Consider the following 18,329-nt stretch of genomic DNA (forward strand, 5'->3'; position numbering starts at 1 on the left):
GTGAGCCACATCCCCCAGATCGACTACGAAACCGCTTCCGACGAGATCCGCGCCGCCCATGACGAAGAGGTACGCGTGCGCGGACGCATGACCAACATGAAGCGCACGCTGCTGCATTCGCCGGTTGCGCACCGGATCTATGCAGAATGGTTCACTTTACGCGAGGGACTGCGTCCAGCGCTTGACGATCGGGCGATCTGGTTTCTCTCGCACGCGATTTCCGAGGCCATGCGCTCGCCGATCGCCATGGGCTTCTTCCGCCGCGCCTTCGCCGATGCCGGTATCGATTTCCATACCGTTGTACCCACGCAAGACGAGCAGCGGTTGATCGCCTTCGGACGCGCGATCGTTGCCGATTCCAATGCGGTCCCGGAGGAGATCTGGGCCGGGCTCAAGGCGCGCTACGATGCCAAGGCGCTGGTCGATCTCGTCGCCTTCTCCGGCATCATGGTGGCAACTGCGCTCTTCAACAATGTTGTCGAGGTGGAGTTCGACAAGGAGCTCGAACCCTTCGTCGATTGAGCGCCGCGGCCTGAACGGGCTCCGGGATCATCTCATTGCCTGCCACGCAATCGCGCCCGCCTCGGCTCCGGGGCGCTTGACTCCATCGAGTTGCGTGTATATACACACATTATGTCTCGTTGCTACTGTGCCCTGTTACGCAAAGCCACTCGGAGAGTGACGTCGCTCTATGACGATGCACTTCAGCCGATCGGCATCAACCTCGCCCAATTCAGTTTGCTTCGGCACATTGAGCGCGATGAACCGATCTCGATGACCGAACTTGGCCGCAAGATCGAACTCGAGCGCTCGACGGTCAGCCGCAACGTCAAGGTGCTGGAGGGAATGGGGCTGGTCGAAACCGGGAGCGGCAAGGATCAGAGGGAGGCCGTCGTCGAGCTCACCGAAAACGGCCGGCGGATCCTCGAAGACGGTGCGCCGCTTTGGCAGGGCGCACAGGACCGGATCGAGGCGCGACTGGGGACGGACGCCGCCGCGCAACTGAAGGAACTGCTGCAAACGCTTTAGGCCCCCTCCGTCAGCTGACAACCATTCAATTTGCGAAACGCGCTCGGTAAGCCCGCGCGGCGCTCTCGCACATCTCAAAATCACGGACATAAGGAAATCGACGATGCTCGGTCCAGCGCTTGCGCGTTACCTTGTCAAACGCAATATCCACTACGGCTGGGCCATGGCCGCCGTCACCTTCCTGGTCATGCTGTCGACCGCAGGCGCCATGGGCTCGGCCGGCGTGCTGATCAAACCGCTTGAGACCGAATTCGGCTGGTCCAACGCGCAGATTTCGATGGCGCTGGCGATCCGCCTCTGCCTCTTCGGCCTGCTTGGCCCCTTCGCCGCTTCGTTCATGAATCACTTCGGCGTCCGCCAGGTCGTCTCCGCGGCACTGGTCCTGATCCTCTCGGGCATCGCCGCCTCCTTCTACATGACCGAACTCTGGCACCTCGTCGCGCTCTGGGGCGTGGTTCTGGGTATCGGCACCGGTATGACCGCCCTGGTTCTCGGCGCCACAGTCGCGACACGCTGGTTCGACAAGCGACGCGGCCTCGTCGTCGGACTGATGACCGCGAGCAATGCCACCGGCCAACTCGTGTTCCTGCCCCTGCTCGCATCGCTGACCGAAGCGATCGGCTGGCGGTCGGCCCTGACGCTCGTCATCATCGTTCTCGCCGTTGCCTTCATTCTCGTGCTTTTGCTCATGCAAGACCGGCCAAGCGATCTTGGTCTTGCGCCCTTTGGCGCCAAGCAGGTCGTCCCGGCCCCGCCCAAGGCAAAAAGCTTCGGCGCCTTGCTGACGGCGCCGATCAGGGCGCTCGCCGATGCCGCGAAGACCAACACCTTCTGGGTGCTGTTCGCCACCTTCTTCGTCTGTGGTTTCAGCACCAATGGGCTCATCCAGACCCATTGGGTTTCGATCTGCGGCGATGTGGGCATTGCCGCCGTCGCCGCTGCCGGCTTGCTTGCGCTGATCGGCGTGTTCGATCTCATCGGCACTGTCGGCTCCGGCTGGCTTTCCGACCGCTACGACAATCGCTGGCTGCTGTTCTGGTTCTATGGCCTGCGTGGCCTGTCGCTGATGTTCCTGCCGTTCAGCGGCTTCAATATTTACACGTTGTCGATCTTCGCGGTCTTCTACGGCCTGGACTGGGTCGCCACGGTCCCACCGACCGTGAAACTCGCGGCTGAACGCTTCGGCCCGGAACGGGCGGCGCTGGTCTTCGGCTGGATCTTCGCCGGTCACCAACTCGGCGCCGCCAGTGCGACCTTCGTCGCCGGAGCAAGCCGGACGTCGCTCGAAACCTATACCCCGGCCTTGCTCGCCGCCGGGATGCTCTGCGTGGTTGCGGCCCTGCTGGTGCTGACCATCGGCCGGCGCCAGACGGAAGCACTGGCGCCGCAGCCTGCTTAGGCCGCACTTAGGCCACTTATCTGCGGCCGGCTTTCGATGGCAGCCGGCCATAGGCGCGAATAGCTCGCCTCAAGAACTGAAGCGCGTCACGAATTCCGGATTGCCGCGGATCGTGTTGCTGACGGTGCAGATCTCGTTTTCGGCCGCCTCCGCGATCGCATGGCGGACCGCATCATCGAAATCGCCCTTGATGTCGAAGACGATGTTGAATGTTGCGACGCGCGAAGGCTCGTCATGCGCTTTTTCGCCGGTCACCTTGGCGCTCACTTCCGTCAACCGGTCGAGCACGCCGTAGCGGCTGGCGGCGATGCGGGCGCTGAGCACCAGGCAGCTCGCAAGCGACGCGTAGAGCAGATCGAGCGGACCGTAGCCGGGCTGCGACGGGCCGGTGACGATATCGAGCTCACCCCCGGTCACCGAGGTCACATGCGGAAAGCCGGTCCTGCCGACGACGGCCGTCGCACCGGTTTCACGCGTTCTCACCTTCACATCCGCCATCGCTACTGACCTTCCCTCTGCTTCCTATTCGACCGGCGCTTACCGGTGCCGAAAAACATGTCGCCCCGGGCCGTTTCCGGTCCAGGGCGTTGATATGTGCGCCTTTGAGGATCGGCGCAAGAGCGGCGTCGGCTCAGTTCTTCTTCACCAGGCGGTAGAAGACGAAGTCCGAGATGGCGCCGTTGACGTAGCCTTCGACCTTGTCCTTCATCGCGATCTGGGTCGCGGCCTGGAACATGATCACGATCGGCGACTTTTCCTGCACCTTGTGCTGCAGGTCGACATAGAGCGCATCACGCTTGGCCGGATCGGCTTCCTTGAGCGCTGCCTTGGTCGCTTCGTTGAGTTCCGCCGGCACGGCCCAGCCGTTACGCCAGGTGGTCGTCGACTGATACTTGTCGTCGGCGTTGTCCTCGTTATAGGCGAAGGCCTTGGCGTTCGAATGCGGGTCCATGAAGTCCGGGCCCCAGTAAAGCAGCATGGCTTCGTGGGTGCGTGCACGGTACTTGGTGATCACCTGGCTGCCGGTGCCCGGGATGATTTCGAAGTTGATGCCGGCTTCGGCGAAGGACGCCTGCAACGACTGCGCCATGTCAGTGAACGGCGTCGAGTTGATGACGTCGAGCGTCACCTTGATCGGGGTCTTGATGCCGGCGTCGGCGAGGATCTTCTTCGCCTTTTCAACGTCGTAGCTGTAGGGCGTCTCATCGAGCGAGCCGGGGAAGCCCTTCGGCCAGAAGGCCTGGTGCACTTCCATCTGGCCCTTGAGGAAGCTGTCGGTCATGCCCTTGTAGTCGACGAGGTAGCGCGCGGCTTCCCAGACGGCTTCCGGCTGCAGTGCCGCGTTCTTCTGGTTGAACGACAGGAAGTGAACGGCCGCCTGCGGATAGGATTCGACCTTCGTGCCGCCCTTGCCCTGAAGGCCCGATACCTGGTCCGGCGTCAGGTTCTTCGCCATGTCGACGTCGCCGGTCTCAAGCAGAAGCTGCTGGGTGGCGGCTTCGGCCACGTGGCGGATGATGACGCCCTTGATTGCCGGAGCGCCGCCGAAATAGCTCGGGTTGGCCTGGAGGTTCAGAAGTTCGCCGGCGCGGAACGCCTTCAGCACGAACGGACCGGTACCGGCCGAATTGGCCTTCAGCCAGGCATTGCCGAAGTCGCCATTGGCTTCGTTGGCCTTGACGGTTTCCGCGTCGACGACCGAGGCCGGGCGGGCGGCGAGCACGTTGAGAACGAAGGCCGAGGAGAAGTCGCCTTCGTACTTGATCGTGACCTTGTTGCCGTCGGCGGTCACCATCTTGTCGATATTGTCAGGCGTCCAGCCGAGCTGCGTGAGGATGAAGGCCGGGGCCTTGTTGAGAACGACGACGCGCTTGAAGGAATAGACGACGTCTTCGCCGCGCAGCGGATTGCCGGAGGAGAAGGTAACGCCATCGCGCAGCGTGAAGGTGATCGTCTTGGCGGCATCGTCGGCGGTCCATTCCGAAGCAAGGCCCGGCGCCAGCTTCTTCACGTCGGGCGCATCGTACTGCACCAGGCGGTCATAGGTCTGGGTGACGTATTCGCCTGAGGAAAACTCATAGGCCTCGGCCGGGTCGATGCTGACGATGTCGTCGATATTCTGGGCAACGACCAGCACTTCCGCCGGCGTTTCGGCGAGCGCTGCCGGCGCCACGCTCAGCATCAGGGACGCCGCGAAGACCGCGGCCTTGAACATTCTCATCATCATTCTCCTATTTTCGATGAGGCTTGGTTTTTGTCATTGCCGGCTTCAGCGCCGATTTCGGCGCGCCGGTCTCGTTGGATTGGGATGCGCGCGCGCGGAAGAGCGGCAAGGTGCCGGTCCAGATCAGCCGCACGGGCGTGTTGGTCCTGTTCCACCAGTAGTGAGGCTGGATGCCGCGGAAATGCAGGCCGTCGCCGACCGAAAGCGTCGTCTCGTCGCCATCGAGTCCGAACAGGATTTCCCCTTCGAGCATGTAGACGAGCTCCTCGCCCTCATGGCTGAAGACCTCGGAGCGATGCCCGGGCGGTATCGTGATAACGAAGCTCGAAAGCTGGTTTCCGGCAAAGTCCGCGCCGATCCGCTCATAGGAGACCGGCGAACCGCCGACGGAAAACACCATGCGCCCCTCGGCGCGCGAGAGGCCGGTATCGATCGCGGGCGCCAGGATGAAGTGGTTGAGTTCGGCGCCGAGCCCTTGCGCGATCTGGGCGAGCGTGCCGAGCGAGGGCATGGCGAGATCGCGTTCGATCTGGCTGAGATAGCCGACGGAAACGCCCGCCGCATCGCTCAGTTCCTGCAGCGTCATATGCATCTGTCGCCGACGCGCGCGCACCAGCGCGCCGATCTTCGGTTGTCCTGCCCCGGCACTTTTCCCGGACGTGGCTTCGTCATCCGACGGACCGCTCACGTTTCCCTCCCTGTTGCGATGACTGGGTCGGATCGACCCAGCCGTAAACGCGCTCGCCTCTTATGCGCTGGAGCGACGCGGGCGGAGACCAACACACACTTTTCCCCATAGTCGCCCCAGTAAAATTTTTTTGATTTAAGCAAACTTATTTATATACTCCAAGCGATTTTTTGCGCTATCGGCAAGTGAGACCGCAAGCGAAGAGGGATGGAATCGCCACGTGGCAAACGACAGCACGACACCAGCAGCGCCTGTACGCCGCGCCGCCCGGCCAAGCCGAGCACGGCAGCGCCTATTCTCGTTGATGGGCTTCCTGATCACGCTCGCGATAACCTTTCTCGGCCTGCTCGCGATCACCTTCTTCATCGGCCGGATCGTGCCGATCGACCCGGTTCTCGCCCTCGTTGGCGACCGCGCGCCGGTCGCCGTCTATGAACGTGTCCGCCAGGAAATGGGGCTCGATCAGCCGTTGACCGTCCAGTTCGTCAGCTATGTCGGCGACGTCCTGTCAGGCAATTTCGGCACCTCGGTTTCGACCGGCAAGCTGGTCATCGAGGATCTCGCCCGCGTCTTCCCGGCGACGCTCGAAATGGCGACACTCGGCATCATTCTCGGCGTTCTGATCGGCGTGCCGCTCGGGGTTTTTGCCGCCGCCCACCGCGGCTCGTGGCTCGACCAGGGCATTCGCGTCGTCGGCCTGCTCGGCTATTCCGTCCCCGCCTTCTGGCTCGGCCTTGTCGGTCTTGCCGTGTTCTATGCGCGGCTGAAATGGGTCGGCGGTCCGGGCCGCGTCGATATCTTCTATGACGGCATGGTTACGCCGGTGACCGGTCTGATCCTCGTCGACAGCATCATCGCCGGCGAATGGGAGATCTTCCGCAATGCCGTCTGGCACCTGATCCTTCCGGCGTCCTGCCTCGGCTTCTTCTCCCTCGCCTATATCGCCCGCATGACGCGCTCCTTCATGCTCGACCAGTTGAGCCAGGAATATGTCACCACCGCACGGGTCAAGGGCGTGCCGGAGCGCCTCGTCATCTGGCGCCATGCCTTCCGGCCGATCCGCGTGCCGCTGATCACCGTCATCGGCCTGTCCTATGCCGGCCTGCTTGAAGGCTCGGTCATGATCGAGACGATCTTCTCCTGGCCCGGCATCGGCAACTACCTGACCGTCGCCCTGCTCAACGCCGACATGTCGGCCGTGCTCGGCTCGACGCTCGTCATCGGCGCGGTCTTCATCGGCATCAACAAGATTTCGGACGTGCTCTACCGCGTGCTCGATCCGCGTGCACGCTAAGAGGAGGCGGACATGACCACACTTCGCGACTGGCTGATCGACGACAGCCCCGCCTCGCCGATGCAGGCACGCCTCGGCCGCTTCTACCGCATCTTCGGCGCGCTCATGCGCAATCCGCTGGCCGTCGTCGGCGCAATCATCATCGCGGCACTGGTGCTGACGGCCCTCTTCGCCCCCTGGTTGGCGACACATGACCCGCTGCGCCAGTCGCTCGGCGAGCGCCTGCTGCCGCCGAGCGCTGCCCACTGGATGGGAACCGACGAACTCGGCCGCGACATCTGGTCCCGCGTCGTCTACGGCGCGCGCATCACGCTCGCCATCGTTACGCTGGTTGCCGTGCTCGCAGCACCAGCCGGTCTCGTGATCGGCGTTGTCGCCGGTTACTTCGGCGGCTGGATCGATCGTATCCTGATGGGTATTACCGATATTTTCCTGTCGCTGCCGAAGCTCATCCTGGCGCTCGCCTTCGTCGCCGCATTGGGTCCAGGGATCGAAAACGCGATCATCGCCATCGCCATCACCTCCTGGCCGGGCTATGCCCGCGTCGCCCGCGCCGAAACGCTCACCTTCAAGAACTCCGAGTTCATCTCGGCGGTCCGCCTGCTCGGCGCGTCAAGCCTGCGTGTCAATCTCGGCCACGTGCTGCCGCTCTGCACCTCGTCGATGATCATCCGCGTCACGCTCGACATGGCCGGCATCATCCTGACGGCCGCCGGCCTCGGCTTCATCGGCCTCGGCGCCCAGCCGCCGCTTCCCGAATGGGGCGCGATGATCTCGCGTGGCCGCTCGTTCATTCTTGATCAGTGGTGGGTTGCGACCATGCCCGGCTTTGCCATCATTCTCGTCAGCCTCGGCTTCTGCTTCCTGGGTGACGGACTGCGCGACGTGCTGGATCCGAAGAGCGGGGAGCAGCGCTGATGAAGAAACTTCTCGAAATCGAAAACCTGCGTGTCACCTTCCCGACGCCGCGTGGTGACCTCGAAGTCGTGCGCGGCATCTCCTTCACGCTTGGCCGCGAGCGCCTCGGCATCGTCGGCGAGAGTGGTTCCGGCAAGTCGATGACCGGCCGCTCGATCCTGCAGCTCATCCGGGCTCCCGGCCGGGTCACCGCCGACAAGCTCGTTTTCGACGGCATCGACCTGCTGAAACAGTCCGAGCGACAGATGCGCGCCATCCGCGGCGCCCGCATCTCGATGGTGATGCAGGACCCGAAGTTCTCGCTGAACCCGGTCATGACCATCGGCGAACAAATCGCCGAGGCGCTGCTGACGCACCAGAAGCTGCCGCGCCGCGAGGTCAACAGCCGCATGCTCGCCATGCTGGAATCGGTGCGTATCGCCGATCCGGAGCGTGTCGCCCGCCTCCACCCGCACGAAGTCTCCGGCGGCATGGGCCAGCGCGTGATGATCGCGATGATGCTGATCCCCGAGCCGGACCTTTTGATTGCCGACGAGCCGACTTCGGCGCTCGACGTCTCGGTCCAGGCCCAGGTGCTCGACATCATCGACGAACTGGTGAAGCGCAAGGGCATGGGGCTGATCTTCATCAGCCACGACCTGAACCTCGTCTCCAGCTATTGCGATCGCATCCTGGTCATGAACACCGGCGAGGTGGTCGAGGAATGTAGGGCCGGCGAGCTGATGGCGGCAAAGCATCCCTATACGCGCGGGCTGATCGCCTCGATCCCGCGCCTCGATGAAACACGGGACGAGCTGCCGGTGCTCGACCGCAGTGCATGGGCCAAGGCATGACCGCGCTCTCTCTCAAGAACCTCGACATCTCCTATGGTGACGTGCAGATCACCCACGACGTCAATCTCGACATCGCCGACGGCGAGAGCTTTGCGCTCGTCGGCGAAAGCGGCTCGGGAAAATCGACGGTGCTGAAGGCGATCGCTGGTCTCGCACCGGAATGGACGGGCGAGATCACCGTGCTTGGCTCGCCGCGCGGCCACGGCATCGACCGCGCCTTCTCGCGCCAGTGCCAGATGGTGTTCCAGGATCCCTACGGCTCGCTGCATCCGCGCAAGACGGTGGACGCGACACTCGGTGAAGCGCTGACGATCCATGGCATCGGCGACCGCAGCGCGCGGATCGAGGAAGTCATGACTTCGGTCGGTCTCGATCGCAAGTTCCGTTTCCGCTTTCCCCACCAGCTTTCGGGCGGCCAGCGCCAGCGCGTGGCGATCGCCCGCGCGCTGATGCTCAAACCGAAGGTGCTGTTGCTCGACGAGCCGACCTCGGCGCTGGACGTTTCGGTCCAGGCGGAAGTCCTCAACCTGCTGAAGCGACTCAGGCGCGAGCAGAACCTCACCTTCCTGATGGTCACCCACAACCTGGCAGTCGTCTCATTCCTCTGCGATCGCCTCGCCGTCATGCGCCAGGGCCGCATCGTCGAAGTGGCCGACGTCGCCGATCTCAAGCGCGGCGACCTCAAGGATCCCTATTCGCGTGAACTGATGCAGATCAGCGCCGCGCATGCCACCTAGAGCGGGACAAGGAAAGCGCGTGCGGCTCTCCGCCGGCGTCCCGCTCTAAAATATCGAGTAACCCCAAGGACATAGCATGAACAGTGAACAGATCGCTGCCGCGCTGGCGGAATTCGACGCGGCCATCGCCAAGACCACCGATGCCGATGCGGTATGGACCGCATTGCAGACGCTTTGCCGCCAGGTGATCGGTGCCAAGCTCTTCACCATCATGACGGTCGACATGATCAACGAAGTCGCCCGCCGCGCCTACACCTCGCACCCGCAAGAATACCCGACCTCCGGCACCAAGCCGATCCGCTACGACAGCTGGTTCGACATCGTGCACAAGGCGCACCAGACCTTTGTCGCCAACACCATCGTCGACATTTCCAAGGTCTTCGGCGACCACGAAACCATCTGGTCGCTCGGCTGCGGTTCGGTCGCCAACATCCCGGTTGTCGTCGGCGGCGAACTGCTCGGCACGGTCAACTGTCTCGACGTCGAGCACCACTATACGCCAGAGCGTGTGGTGCTTTCCAAGCATCTGGAAATGCCGGCGAAACTCGCCTTCCTCGCCACTGCGCGCGCCGAAAAGCAATAATACGGCAGGCCGGGGGCGTCATCGCCTTCGGCCCCGCCCGCCGGTCAGCGGCCGATAGCCACGCCGGTTTCCTTCAGGAAAAAGTGCATCTTCTCAGACTCAATCGGCACCTCGATCTCGTCATCCGGGCCGATGCGCGAGGCGGCGTGAACCTGCGCCGTGAAGGCCGCCGGCCCTATTCTGCCGAGCGCGAGCGTATGGGGGCCGAGCGGTTCGATGTCACGCACCGTCAACCTGACCGTCGGCGCACTTGGATCCGCCGCCATTGTATGTTCCGGCCGAATACCGAGCACGACGGTTTGACCGACAAAGGCGCCAAGCTTCTCAGCGCGGCTTTCCGCAATTTTGATCGCCACCCCGCCATCGGCCCTGAACTGCAGCCCGCCGTCACCACGCTCGAGCTGCCCCTCGACGAAGTTCATGCTGGGCGCGCCGATGAAGGCGGCGACGAAGAGGTTGGCCGGGGCTTCGTAGAGCGTGATCGGATCGGCCGCCTGCTCGATGCGGCCCTGATTCATGACGACGACGCGATCGGCCATGGTCATCGCCTCCACCTGGTCGTGGGTGACGTAGACGGCAGTCGTCTGAAGGCGGCGATGCAACAGCTTGATTTCGGTTCTCATTTCGATGCGAAGCTTGGCGTCGAGATTCGAGAGAGGCTCGTCGAAAAGGAAGACATCCGGCTGGCGCACGATTGCACGACCGATCGCCACGCGCTGGCGCTGGCCGCCGGAAAGCGCGCTCGGCTTGCGATTGAGGTAGGCGCCGAGATTGAGGATGCGGGCGGCATCCGCCACCGCCTTGTCGATCTCCGCTTTCGGCGTGCCGCGCACTTTCATGCCGTAGCCGATGTTTTCGGCGACCGTCATATGCGGGTAGAGCGCGTAGTTCTGAAACACCATCGAGCAATTGCGCGAGCCTGGCCGCAGGTCGGTTACGTCGCGCTCGCCGATCCGGATCGATCCCGATGACGCGGTTTCGAGACCGGCGATCATCCGCAGCGTCGTCGTCTTGCCGCAGCCGGACGGCCCGACGAGCACGACGAATTCGCGGTCGGCAATGTCAAGGTCGAGCGGCGGAATGACGGTGACGTTCCCGAAGGACTTGGTGATCTGCTGCAATCGGACCTGTGACATGCTGTAGCCTCTGCTGCTGGCGACGCCCGGTGTAGCCGGGATGCGGGAGCCCGCCCCGACGCGATCGGGACGGGCGTGGTCTCATTATTCCTGGGGAAGGCCCATCGATGCGCGATAGGCGGCAAGCTGCTTGTCGCGGCCGAACTCGTCGGTCAGCTTGTTCCACTGCTCGGCGACGCTATCGAGCGCCTGCTGCGGCGTCACCTCGCCGGCGAGCGCCTTGGAGAGTTCGATTTCCAGCACTTCCGTATAGGAGAAGTAGCCGGGCAGGCGCATGTCGAGTGCAATATTCTTGGCGGTGACCGCCTCCTTCTGGGCGCCGAGATATTCCTTTGCCTCCCGCTCGGAGAAGATCTTCGACCAGAGATCGAGATTGGTCGTGTGCGAGATGCGGTAGGGGTTGACCCCGGTGCCGCCGGTGATCGCCGCCTGGCCGGAAACTGCCGGGCTCGTCAGGTACTGGATATAGTTCCAGGCTGCTTCCTGCTTCGTCGAGGTCGCAGGCACCGCCGCCTGCCACCCGCCGAAGGCCATGAAGGAGGTCTGGACGATGTTATCGAACTTGTCCCACGTCTTGGTCTTGTAGTTCCAGATCTCGTCCGATCCCGGCAGCGGCGCGGAGCCGACATTGCCGGCCACCTTCGATTGTTTCGGGTCGGCGCCGATGACGCCGGTATCACCCCAACCGATCGATTCCGCCACCTGGCCGCCGGCAAAGGCGGCGTTCACTTCACCGAAGGAGAAGTTCAGCGCGTTCGGCGGCGCAAGCTTGGAGGCGCGGATATATTCCTCGAGACCGCGCACCCAGCCTGGATTGTTGACCTGCGCGTCCATCGTTTCCGGATTGAAGAACATGGCACCCGGATTGTCCGGATGGCTGGTGTAGCCGGCGACATGGCTGAACAGGAACCAGAACTGCTGGCCACCGCGACGGAAGGCTTCCGCCGTGCCCCAGAGGTTGTTGGCCGGCTGGTTAAAGTATTCAGCGATGTCCAGATACTGCTTCCAGGTCTTCGGCGGAGCCAGATCGTAGCCGTATTTCGCCTTGAACGCCTTCTGGTTGTCGGCGTTTTCGAAGAGATCGATGCGGTAGCTATAGGTATGGGCATCGCCGTCCATCGTCTGCGACAGCACCTTGCCGTTCCAGACCATCAGCTGTTCGCGGTAGACAGGCGCGATGTCTTCCCAATCGGCGCCCTTGCGCATGTCGGCCGGCATTTCCGACAGGAAATCAGTGAAGTCGGGCGCCCAGGCCGGGGCGAAGGCGATGACATCGAAAGCGTCTTCGCCCGAGGTCAGCGACGTGACGATCTTCGGATAGAGCTCCGACCAGGGAAATTCGACGACCTTGACCTTGCCGCAGGTCTTCTCCTCCCAGCCCTTGGCCGCAAGCTGCAGCGCCGAGGCGATATAGGGGCCGGTCTGTGTCGTCGCCGTCAATTCGACACCGGTGTAATCCGGATCGCAGGCAAACGCCGTTCCCGCGCTCCCCATCGCGAGAGCTGCGAGAGAGCCAGATGCCAGTAGCAATTTCCTCATTCTATCCTCCTATGAATGAATGCATGCCAAAGCGGGTTGGTTACTTGATCGCTCCGAGAAGCAGGCCGGAGCGCATGAGCCGGCTCAAAAGCCCGGCCATGACCATCATCGGAATGATGGCAACGAGAGCGGCAGCCGAGATCGCCCACCATTCGTCGCCGCGCTGGCTGTTCTGGCCGGCGACGAGGATCGGTAGGGTCTGCCATTTGGAATTGGTCAGGAACAGCGCGAACAGGAACTCGTTCCAGACGAAGGCGAGCGTGATCATGAAGGTGGCGATCAGTCCCGGCTTCGACATGGGCAGCACGATGCCGAAGAAGATCCGCCAGGACGGCACGTTGTCGACCATCGCCGCCTCCTCCACTTCGACCGGCAACGCCTCGAAGAAATCGCGCATCAGCCAGATGACGATCGGCAGCGAAAAGGCGATATAGGCGAAGGTGAGGCCGATGTAGCTGTCGACCAGCTTGAAGCCGAGTTTGCCCATCTCCGTGTACATCAGATAGAGCGCGAAGGCGGCGACGATTGGCGGGAACATGCGCTGGCTGACGAACCAGAAGACGATGTCGTTATTGCCGAGTTCCGGCCCCGGAAGGGGGAAACGGCTCGAGATCACTGCAAGCACGAGCGCGGCGACAAAAGCGTAGATCAGCGAGATCCCCTGGCCGAAGCCAAACACATGGCGGCCAAGCAGGAAACCGCCGAAGGCGATCGCCACGAAGATCAACGCCGACAGAAGGCGGAAACGGAAGGTAAAACGCACAAGCGCATAGGCAGCCATGGCACCGATCCCGGTGGCCGCAACCGCTGCTGACAGCCCGATGATCGTCGAGGCGAGGAACGTGTTGAAGAACTCGCCGCGCTGGCCCGACAAGAGCTCGCTCCAGGCCGTCAGGCTTGGCTCGAAATCGACGAAGGGCAGATAGGTCGGCCCCCCGACGACGGCGATCGGCGTCTTGAACGAGGTGATCAGCACCCAGTAGAGCGGGAAGAAGGTGACGGCGAGCCAGACGAGGCAGCCGCCGAGCGCCAGCCAACGCCGCTTCCCCTTGAGAGTACGCACGCTCATTTGTGCTTCTCCAGATAGGGCTTGAGGACCGCGAGATAGACGAGACCGATCACCGTGATGACGATCAGGAACAGGAAGGAAAGCGCCGAGGTGTAACCGAGGTTGAACTTCTTGAAGCCCTCCTGATAGGCAAAGAGGGTCAGCGTCTCGGTCGAGATCCCCGGCCCGCCGCCAGTCATGACGAAGACCGTGTCGATGATCTTGTAGCTCTCGATCAGCCGGATGAAGACAACGGCGACCGAGATCGGCAGGAGCATCGGAAAGGTGATGTCGCGGAACTGCTGCCAGGGCGTGGCATTTTCCAGCGCGGCTGCCTCGTAGACATCGTCCGGCAGGGTCTGAAGGCCGGCAAGCAGCATGAGGATGACGAAAGGCGTCCATTGCCAGACCTCGACGGCGATGATCGAGCCGAGCGCCCAGCTCGTCTGGGTGAGGAAAGGCAGATTGGCAAAGCCGAGCGCCGTCATCAGTTCGTTGAGCGGCCCCATTGTCGGATTGAGCACCTGCCGGGCGATCAGTGCGACGGCGACGGGCGCGACCAGCATCGGCAGCAGGAAGCTGACGCGAAAGATGCCCTCACCCGGTACCCGCGAGTTCAGCGCCAACGCCACCGAGAGACCGATCACATATTGCAGCCCGACGGAGATGAAGGCGATCAGCGTCGTCGTGCCCGCCACGTGCCAGAAGCGTGGATTCTGCAAGAGATCGAGATAATTGCCGAAGCCGACGAAGCGGGCCGGTGTCGGGGGCACGAGCCGCATGCTCATGAAACTCGTCGTCAGCGAATAGACGAGCGGAAAGATCGAAACAAGCAGAACGATGATGAGGGCGGGCCAGATGAAGAAGTGCTTGATCGGGTCGTTGCGCGTCATGCGGACACCCCTCGTGCCAGCAGCGCCTCGATCTCGGCGAGCGTCGGCATGGCCGGTGCGGTGCCGCGGCGGGTGACCGCGATGCCAGCGGTCGCGCAACCAAAGCGAACGGCTTCGATCGGAGCGTGTCCGCGCGCCAACGCCGCTGAGAAGCCGCCGACGAAGGCGTCGCCTGCCCCGGTCGTATCGATCACCGGGCCGCTCGCAATCGCGGGCACCAGCACCGACTGCTCGTGGTTGTGATAGAGCACTCCACGTTCCCCGAGGGTGATGAGCGCGGTCTTCGCGCCCTTCTTCAGGATCGCATCGCCGGCGCGACGGATGTCATCCTGCGAAGAAAGTGCGAAACCGACGATGGCTGCGGCCTCCGTCTCGTTCGGCACGAGGTAGTCGCTAAGCGGATAGATCGCATCCGGGAAGGCTTCGGCGGGCGCCGGATTGAAAACCGTAGTGACGCCGGCCGCATGGGCGATCTCGAGCGCGCGCTGCGCGGCTGCGACCGGCTGCTCCAATTGGGTCACGAAGATGCGTGAAGTTTCAATCGTCTCACGCGCCGCTTCGACGTCGTCGATGCCGATCGAGCCCGCCGCCCCGGGATAGACGATGATCGCATTCTCACCGTTCTGGTCGTTGACGTAGATAAAGGCCGCGCCCGTGGGCAGGTCGTCCATCTGTACGATCTTCGACGTCACGCCCGCTTCCGCATAGGTGCGCAATGCCATCTCTCCGAAGGTATCGCGACCAAGCTTGGAGATGAAGGAGACCGGACTGCCGGCACGTGCTGCTGCAACCGCCTGGTTGGAGCCCTTGCCGCCGGGACCGACCGAGAACCCACTGCCGGTAATCGTTTCACCGATGACCGGCATGCGCGGTGCCAGATAGGCCGTGTCGGCCACGAAGATTCCAAGGATCGAAACACCAACCTTCATTCATGCCTCCCCCTGCGACCGCACCGCAGCAAACGGTGTGCCCAGGCAATCTCTCGCGATTTCATCTGTAGTCAGGCGCTGCGCGGCGACCGCGCAGGCGGTCGATCAGGCGGTCTTGGGCGGGATGACGCCCTTGGTGAACAGAAAGCAGCCGTAGAAGCGGGTCTCGCCCGTGGTGATGACGCAATAGGCTTTTTTGGCTTCCTCGTAGAAAGCGAAGCGCTCGATGCCGTACATCGGCGCCGATTTGCCCTCTGCACGGTCGATCACCGCCTGCACTTCCTGCTGCACCGGCAGGACCTCATCAGGCGCGCCCATAACCTCCATGCGACCGGCGGAAGGCTGCAGCGGCGTGTCGAGCGGCAGCACCGAAAGCACGGCCTCGACCGCCCGCGCGGCCGATACGTTATCGATGCGCAGCAGCGTGCCGAGCGCCGTCTTTCGCGCAATCGCATCGGACGGAAAGTTGGTGTCGGAAATGACCAGCGTGTCGCCGTGTCCCATGGACCGCAGCGCGTGCAGCACGTCGGCGTTCAGCGCCGGATCGATATTCTTCAGCATTACAGTCCTCCTCCTGCGCGCGACGAGTGCCATCGCGCTCTCTGCGCTGCCCTTCGCGGGCGAACGCGTCTCCCTAACTGTTCATTTCCTCCATCGCGCTGACCGGCTCCCCCCGCCCGCGCAATAGCTGCCCCTACTCGCCGTAGGGGATCCAGATGTTTTTGACGTCCGTTGCGCGGCGCAGATAGGCCGGACCTTCTGCCGCCTCGCGATCGAGCCAGTTCGTCGCCTTGCCGTAGTCGACGAAAGTGCGCTTGAGGTTGCCGGCTGAGAGCTTCTCGACCAGCGTCGAAAGCTCGGGCGTGCCGAAGGCCCAGAGCGCATCCACATCGTTGTGGCTTGCAAGAGTCTTTGCCAGCTCGATCGCCGAACCGGTAACGATGTTGACGACGCCGGCCGGAACGTCTGAAGTTTCCAGAACCGTATAGAAATCGGTGGCAGCCAGCGGATGCGGCTCGCTCGGCACCACGACGACGCGGTTGCCGGTGGCAATCAGCGGCGCGACGAGGCTGATCATGCCGAGAAGCGGCGCTTCGGGCGGGCAGACCACGCCGACGACGCCAAGCGCCTCAGGCATGGCGAGCGCGACACCGCGAAGCGGCGGCTGGTGAATGGCACCCTCGTACTTGTCCGCCCAGGCACCATAGGTGAAGAGGCGGGCGATCGAGGCCTCGACCTCGGCATCGGCGTTCGCCGCAGACGCGCCGGTCATGGCCGCGATGCGATCGGCGAACTCATCGGCGCGACCGCTCAGGTTTTCGGCGATGTAATAGAGGATCTGTGCGCGATTGTGCGTCGTTGCCGAAGACCAGGCGGAGGCGGCTTGCGCCGCGACGACGGCGTTGCGGATATCCTTGCGATTGCCCTCGCCGACCTCGCCGAGCACCTTGCCCTTGGGCGAAAGTACGTTGCGGTTATAATTTCCATCCGGCCGCGCCTGCTTGCCGCCGATGAAGAGCTTGGCGGTGCGATCGACATCAGGCATGGCGAAATCACCAACGACGGGTTTCAGCGCCGGTTCGGCGACGGCCGCCCTGAGCTTGCGGCCAAGCCAAGCCTTCGGCTTCAGATATTCGTAACAACCTTCGCGACCACCTTCTCGGCCGAAGCCGGACTCGCGCTTGCCACCGAAACCGGCGGAGGCATCGAAGAGATTGGTGGCATTGACCCAGACGACGCCGGCGGCGAGCTTGGCCGCGACATGAAGTGCGAGGCCGATGGTCTCGCTCCAGACGCTGGCGGCAAGGCCGTAACGCGTGTGGTTGGCAAGCTGGATCGCCTCTTCCGGGGTGCGGAAGGTCATCGATACCGCGACGGGTCCGAAGATCTCCTCGGTCGCAACGATCGAGGTCGGCTGCACGCCGGTCAGCAGCGTCGGCGGATAGAAGCTGCCGCCCTTCGGCAGTTCGATCGTCGGCTGGTGCAAAGCAGCACCCTCGGCAACACCCTTGGCAACAAGGTTTTCGATCCGCTGCAACTGCACGGGAGCAACGATTGCCGCCATGTCGATCGCCTTGTCGAGCGGATGGCCGACGCGCAGCGTCTGCATGCGGCGCTTCAGACGCTCGTAAAAGAGTGGCGCCACGCCTTCCTGCACGAGGATGCGCGAGCCGGCGCAGCAGACCTGACCCTGGTTGAACCAGATGGCGTCCACCACGCCTTCGACGGCGCCGTCGATGTCGGCATCGTCAAAGACGATAAAGGGCGACTTGCCGCCGAGCTCGAGCGTCAGAGACTTGCCGGTGCCGGCGGTCCGCTCGCGAATGAGACGACCGACCTCGGTCGAGCCGGTAAAGGCGATCTTGTCGATATCCGCATGCTCGACGATCAGCGCGCCGGTTTCGCCTTCGCCGGTCACGACATTGAGCACACCGGCCGGCAGTCCAGCGGCGGAAGCGAGTTCTGCGAAGAGCAGCGCCGTCAGCGGCGTGAACTCCGCGGGCTTGAGGATGACGGTGTTGCCGAGTGCCAGCGCCGGCGCAACCTTCCAAGCGAGCATCAGGAACGGAAAGTTCCAGGGAATGACCTGACCGACGACGCCGACCGGTACCTGATCGGCAAACTCGGTTTCCTGAAGCTGCGCCCAGCCGGCATGGTGATAGAAGTGGCGAGCGGCGAGCGGAACATCGATGTCGCGCGTTTCGCGGATCGGCTTGCCATTGTCGATCGCCTCGACCACGGCGATCAGGCGGGCGTGGCGCTGGATCATACGGGCGAGCGCATAGAGATGGCGCGCGCGGGCATGGCCCGGCAGCTTCGCCCACGGGCCCTGAGCCTTGCGGGCGGCCGCAACGGCGTCGTCCACGTCCTTGGCGCCGCCGAGCGCGATCTTTGCGAGCAGCTTGCCGGTCGCCGGCTCATTCGTCTCGAAAGTCTTGCCCGAGGCGGAAGCAACAAAGGCGCCGTTGATGAAGTGGCCGAACTCGCCCTTGTGGCGCGCCAGCCACTGGCGGGCTTCCGTGTCGGCTTCGGGCGCGGGACCATAGGACATTTCGTCAAAATACCTTGCGACAGTCAT

General features: G+C 63.3%; 18 protein-coding genes. 8 read left to right on the forward strand and 10 right to left on the reverse strand.

The window, feature by feature from the left end; all coding sequences use genetic code 11:
- The 3 genes from AC0C6X_RS06450 to AC0C6X_RS06460 all read left to right on the forward strand — a co-directional run bounded on the left by AC0C6X_RS06450 (position 1) and on the right by AC0C6X_RS06460 (position 2,428).
- A complete protein-coding gene (locus AC0C6X_RS06450) occupies positions 1 to 522 on the forward strand; it encodes a carboxymuconolactone decarboxylase family protein (RefSeq protein ID WP_472952265.1) in 522 nt (173 codons plus the stop codon).
- A gap of 111 nt (positions 523 to 633) precedes the next feature.
- The gene (locus AC0C6X_RS06455; RefSeq protein WP_173518637.1) at positions 634 to 1,029 is read left to right on the forward strand and encodes a MarR family winged helix-turn-helix transcriptional regulator; all 396 of its coding nucleotides are present in this window, start codon (positions 634 to 636) and stop codon (positions 1,027 to 1,029) included.
- A 103-nt stretch (positions 1,030 to 1,132) separates the two neighbouring features.
- Positions 1,133 to 2,428 carry an MFS transporter gene (locus AC0C6X_RS06460; RefSeq protein ID WP_173518638.1) on the forward strand — a complete coding sequence of 432 codons (1,296 nt, stop codon included), beginning with the start codon at positions 1,133 to 1,135 and terminating at the stop codon, positions 2,426 to 2,428.
- A gap of 69 nt (positions 2,429 to 2,497) precedes the next feature.
- Here the strand turns inward: AC0C6X_RS06460 and AC0C6X_RS06465 are convergent, their stop codons facing one another.
- The 3 genes from AC0C6X_RS06465 to AC0C6X_RS06475 form a co-directional block, all read right to left on the reverse strand.
- Positions 2,498 to 2,926, reverse strand: a complete 429-nt coding sequence (locus AC0C6X_RS06465; protein ID WP_173518639.1) for an OsmC family protein — start codon at positions 2,924 to 2,926, stop codon at positions 2,498 to 2,500.
- Positions 2,927 to 3,059: 133 nt separating this feature from the next.
- Positions 3,060 to 4,649: an ABC transporter substrate-binding protein gene (locus AC0C6X_RS06470; RefSeq protein ID WP_173518640.1), complete on the reverse strand. Its 1,590-nt coding sequence runs from the start codon at positions 4,647 to 4,649 to the stop codon at positions 3,060 to 3,062.
- 10 nt (positions 4,650 to 4,659) lie between these two features.
- A complete protein-coding gene (locus AC0C6X_RS06475; protein ID WP_247959599.1) occupies positions 4,660 to 5,340 on the reverse strand; it encodes a helix-turn-helix domain-containing protein in 681 nt (226 codons plus the stop codon).
- Between the two features lie 304 nt (positions 5,341 to 5,644).
- Between AC0C6X_RS06475 and AC0C6X_RS06480 the strand changes: the two genes are divergently transcribed.
- The 5 genes from AC0C6X_RS06480 to AC0C6X_RS06500 all read left to right on the forward strand — a co-directional run bounded on the left by AC0C6X_RS06480 (position 5,645) and on the right by AC0C6X_RS06500 (position 9,705).
- Positions 5,645 to 6,634: an ABC transporter permease gene (locus AC0C6X_RS06480; protein WP_247959731.1), complete on the forward strand. Its 990-nt coding sequence runs from the start codon at positions 5,645 to 5,647 to the stop codon at positions 6,632 to 6,634.
- Between the two features lie 12 nt (positions 6,635 to 6,646).
- Complete coding sequence (locus tag AC0C6X_RS06485; RefSeq protein ID WP_472952267.1) at positions 6,647 to 7,552, forward strand: ABC transporter permease; 906 nt, start codon at positions 6,647 to 6,649, stop codon at positions 7,550 to 7,552.
- Positions 7,552 to 8,385 (forward strand): ABC transporter ATP-binding protein, encoded by an 834-nt coding sequence (locus AC0C6X_RS06490; protein WP_472952269.1) that lies wholly within the window; start codon positions 7,552 to 7,554, stop codon positions 8,383 to 8,385. Before AC0C6X_RS06485 ends, AC0C6X_RS06490 begins: the two co-directional genes overlap by 1 nt.
- Positions 8,382 to 9,122, forward strand: a complete 741-nt coding sequence (locus AC0C6X_RS06495; protein WP_173518643.1) for an ABC transporter ATP-binding protein — start codon at positions 8,382 to 8,384, stop codon at positions 9,120 to 9,122. The genes AC0C6X_RS06490 and AC0C6X_RS06495 overlap by 4 nt, the downstream gene beginning before the upstream one ends.
- Positions 9,123 to 9,198: 76 nt before the next feature.
- A complete protein-coding gene (locus AC0C6X_RS06500; protein ID WP_247959598.1) occupies positions 9,199 to 9,705 on the forward strand; it encodes a GAF domain-containing protein in 507 nt (168 codons plus the stop codon).
- Between the two features lie 44 nt (positions 9,706 to 9,749).
- Here the strand turns inward: AC0C6X_RS06500 and AC0C6X_RS06505 are convergent, their stop codons facing one another.
- From AC0C6X_RS06505 to AC0C6X_RS06535, 7 genes are all read right to left on the reverse strand, one after another.
- Positions 9,750 to 10,841 (reverse strand): ABC transporter ATP-binding protein, encoded by a 1,092-nt coding sequence (locus AC0C6X_RS06505; RefSeq protein WP_247959597.1) that lies wholly within the window; start codon positions 10,839 to 10,841, stop codon positions 9,750 to 9,752.
- Positions 10,842 to 10,925: 84 nt separating this feature from the next.
- Positions 10,926 to 12,380: an ABC transporter substrate-binding protein gene (locus AC0C6X_RS06510; RefSeq protein ID WP_247959596.1), complete on the reverse strand. Its 1,455-nt coding sequence runs from the start codon at positions 12,378 to 12,380 to the stop codon at positions 10,926 to 10,928.
- 40 nt (positions 12,381 to 12,420) lie between these two features.
- Positions 12,421 to 13,449, reverse strand: coding sequence for a carbohydrate ABC transporter permease (locus tag AC0C6X_RS06515; RefSeq protein ID WP_247959595.1), 1,029 nt, complete (start codon positions 13,447 to 13,449; stop codon positions 12,421 to 12,423).
- The gene (locus AC0C6X_RS06520) at positions 13,446 to 14,321 is read right to left on the reverse strand and encodes a carbohydrate ABC transporter permease (RefSeq protein ID WP_247959594.1); all 876 of its coding nucleotides are present in this window, start codon (positions 14,319 to 14,321) and stop codon (positions 13,446 to 13,448) included. The genes AC0C6X_RS06515 and AC0C6X_RS06520 overlap by 4 nt, the downstream gene beginning before the upstream one ends.
- Positions 14,318 to 15,250 carry a ribokinase gene (gene rbsK / locus AC0C6X_RS06525; RefSeq protein ID WP_247959593.1) on the reverse strand — a complete coding sequence of 311 codons (933 nt, stop codon included), beginning with the start codon at positions 15,248 to 15,250 and terminating at the stop codon, positions 14,318 to 14,320. Before rbsK ends, AC0C6X_RS06520 begins: the two co-directional genes overlap by 4 nt.
- 105 nt (positions 15,251 to 15,355) lie before the next feature.
- Positions 15,356 to 15,811, reverse strand: coding sequence for an RbsD/FucU family protein (locus AC0C6X_RS06530; RefSeq protein WP_247959592.1), 456 nt, complete (start codon positions 15,809 to 15,811; stop codon positions 15,356 to 15,358).
- Positions 15,812 to 15,944: 133 nt separating this feature from the next.
- Positions 15,945 to 18,329 (reverse strand): aldehyde dehydrogenase family protein, encoded by a 2,385-nt coding sequence (locus AC0C6X_RS06535; RefSeq protein WP_247959591.1) that lies wholly within the window; start codon positions 18,327 to 18,329, stop codon positions 15,945 to 15,947.

It is taken from the genome of Ensifer sp. VA4, from assembly GCF_055710065.1.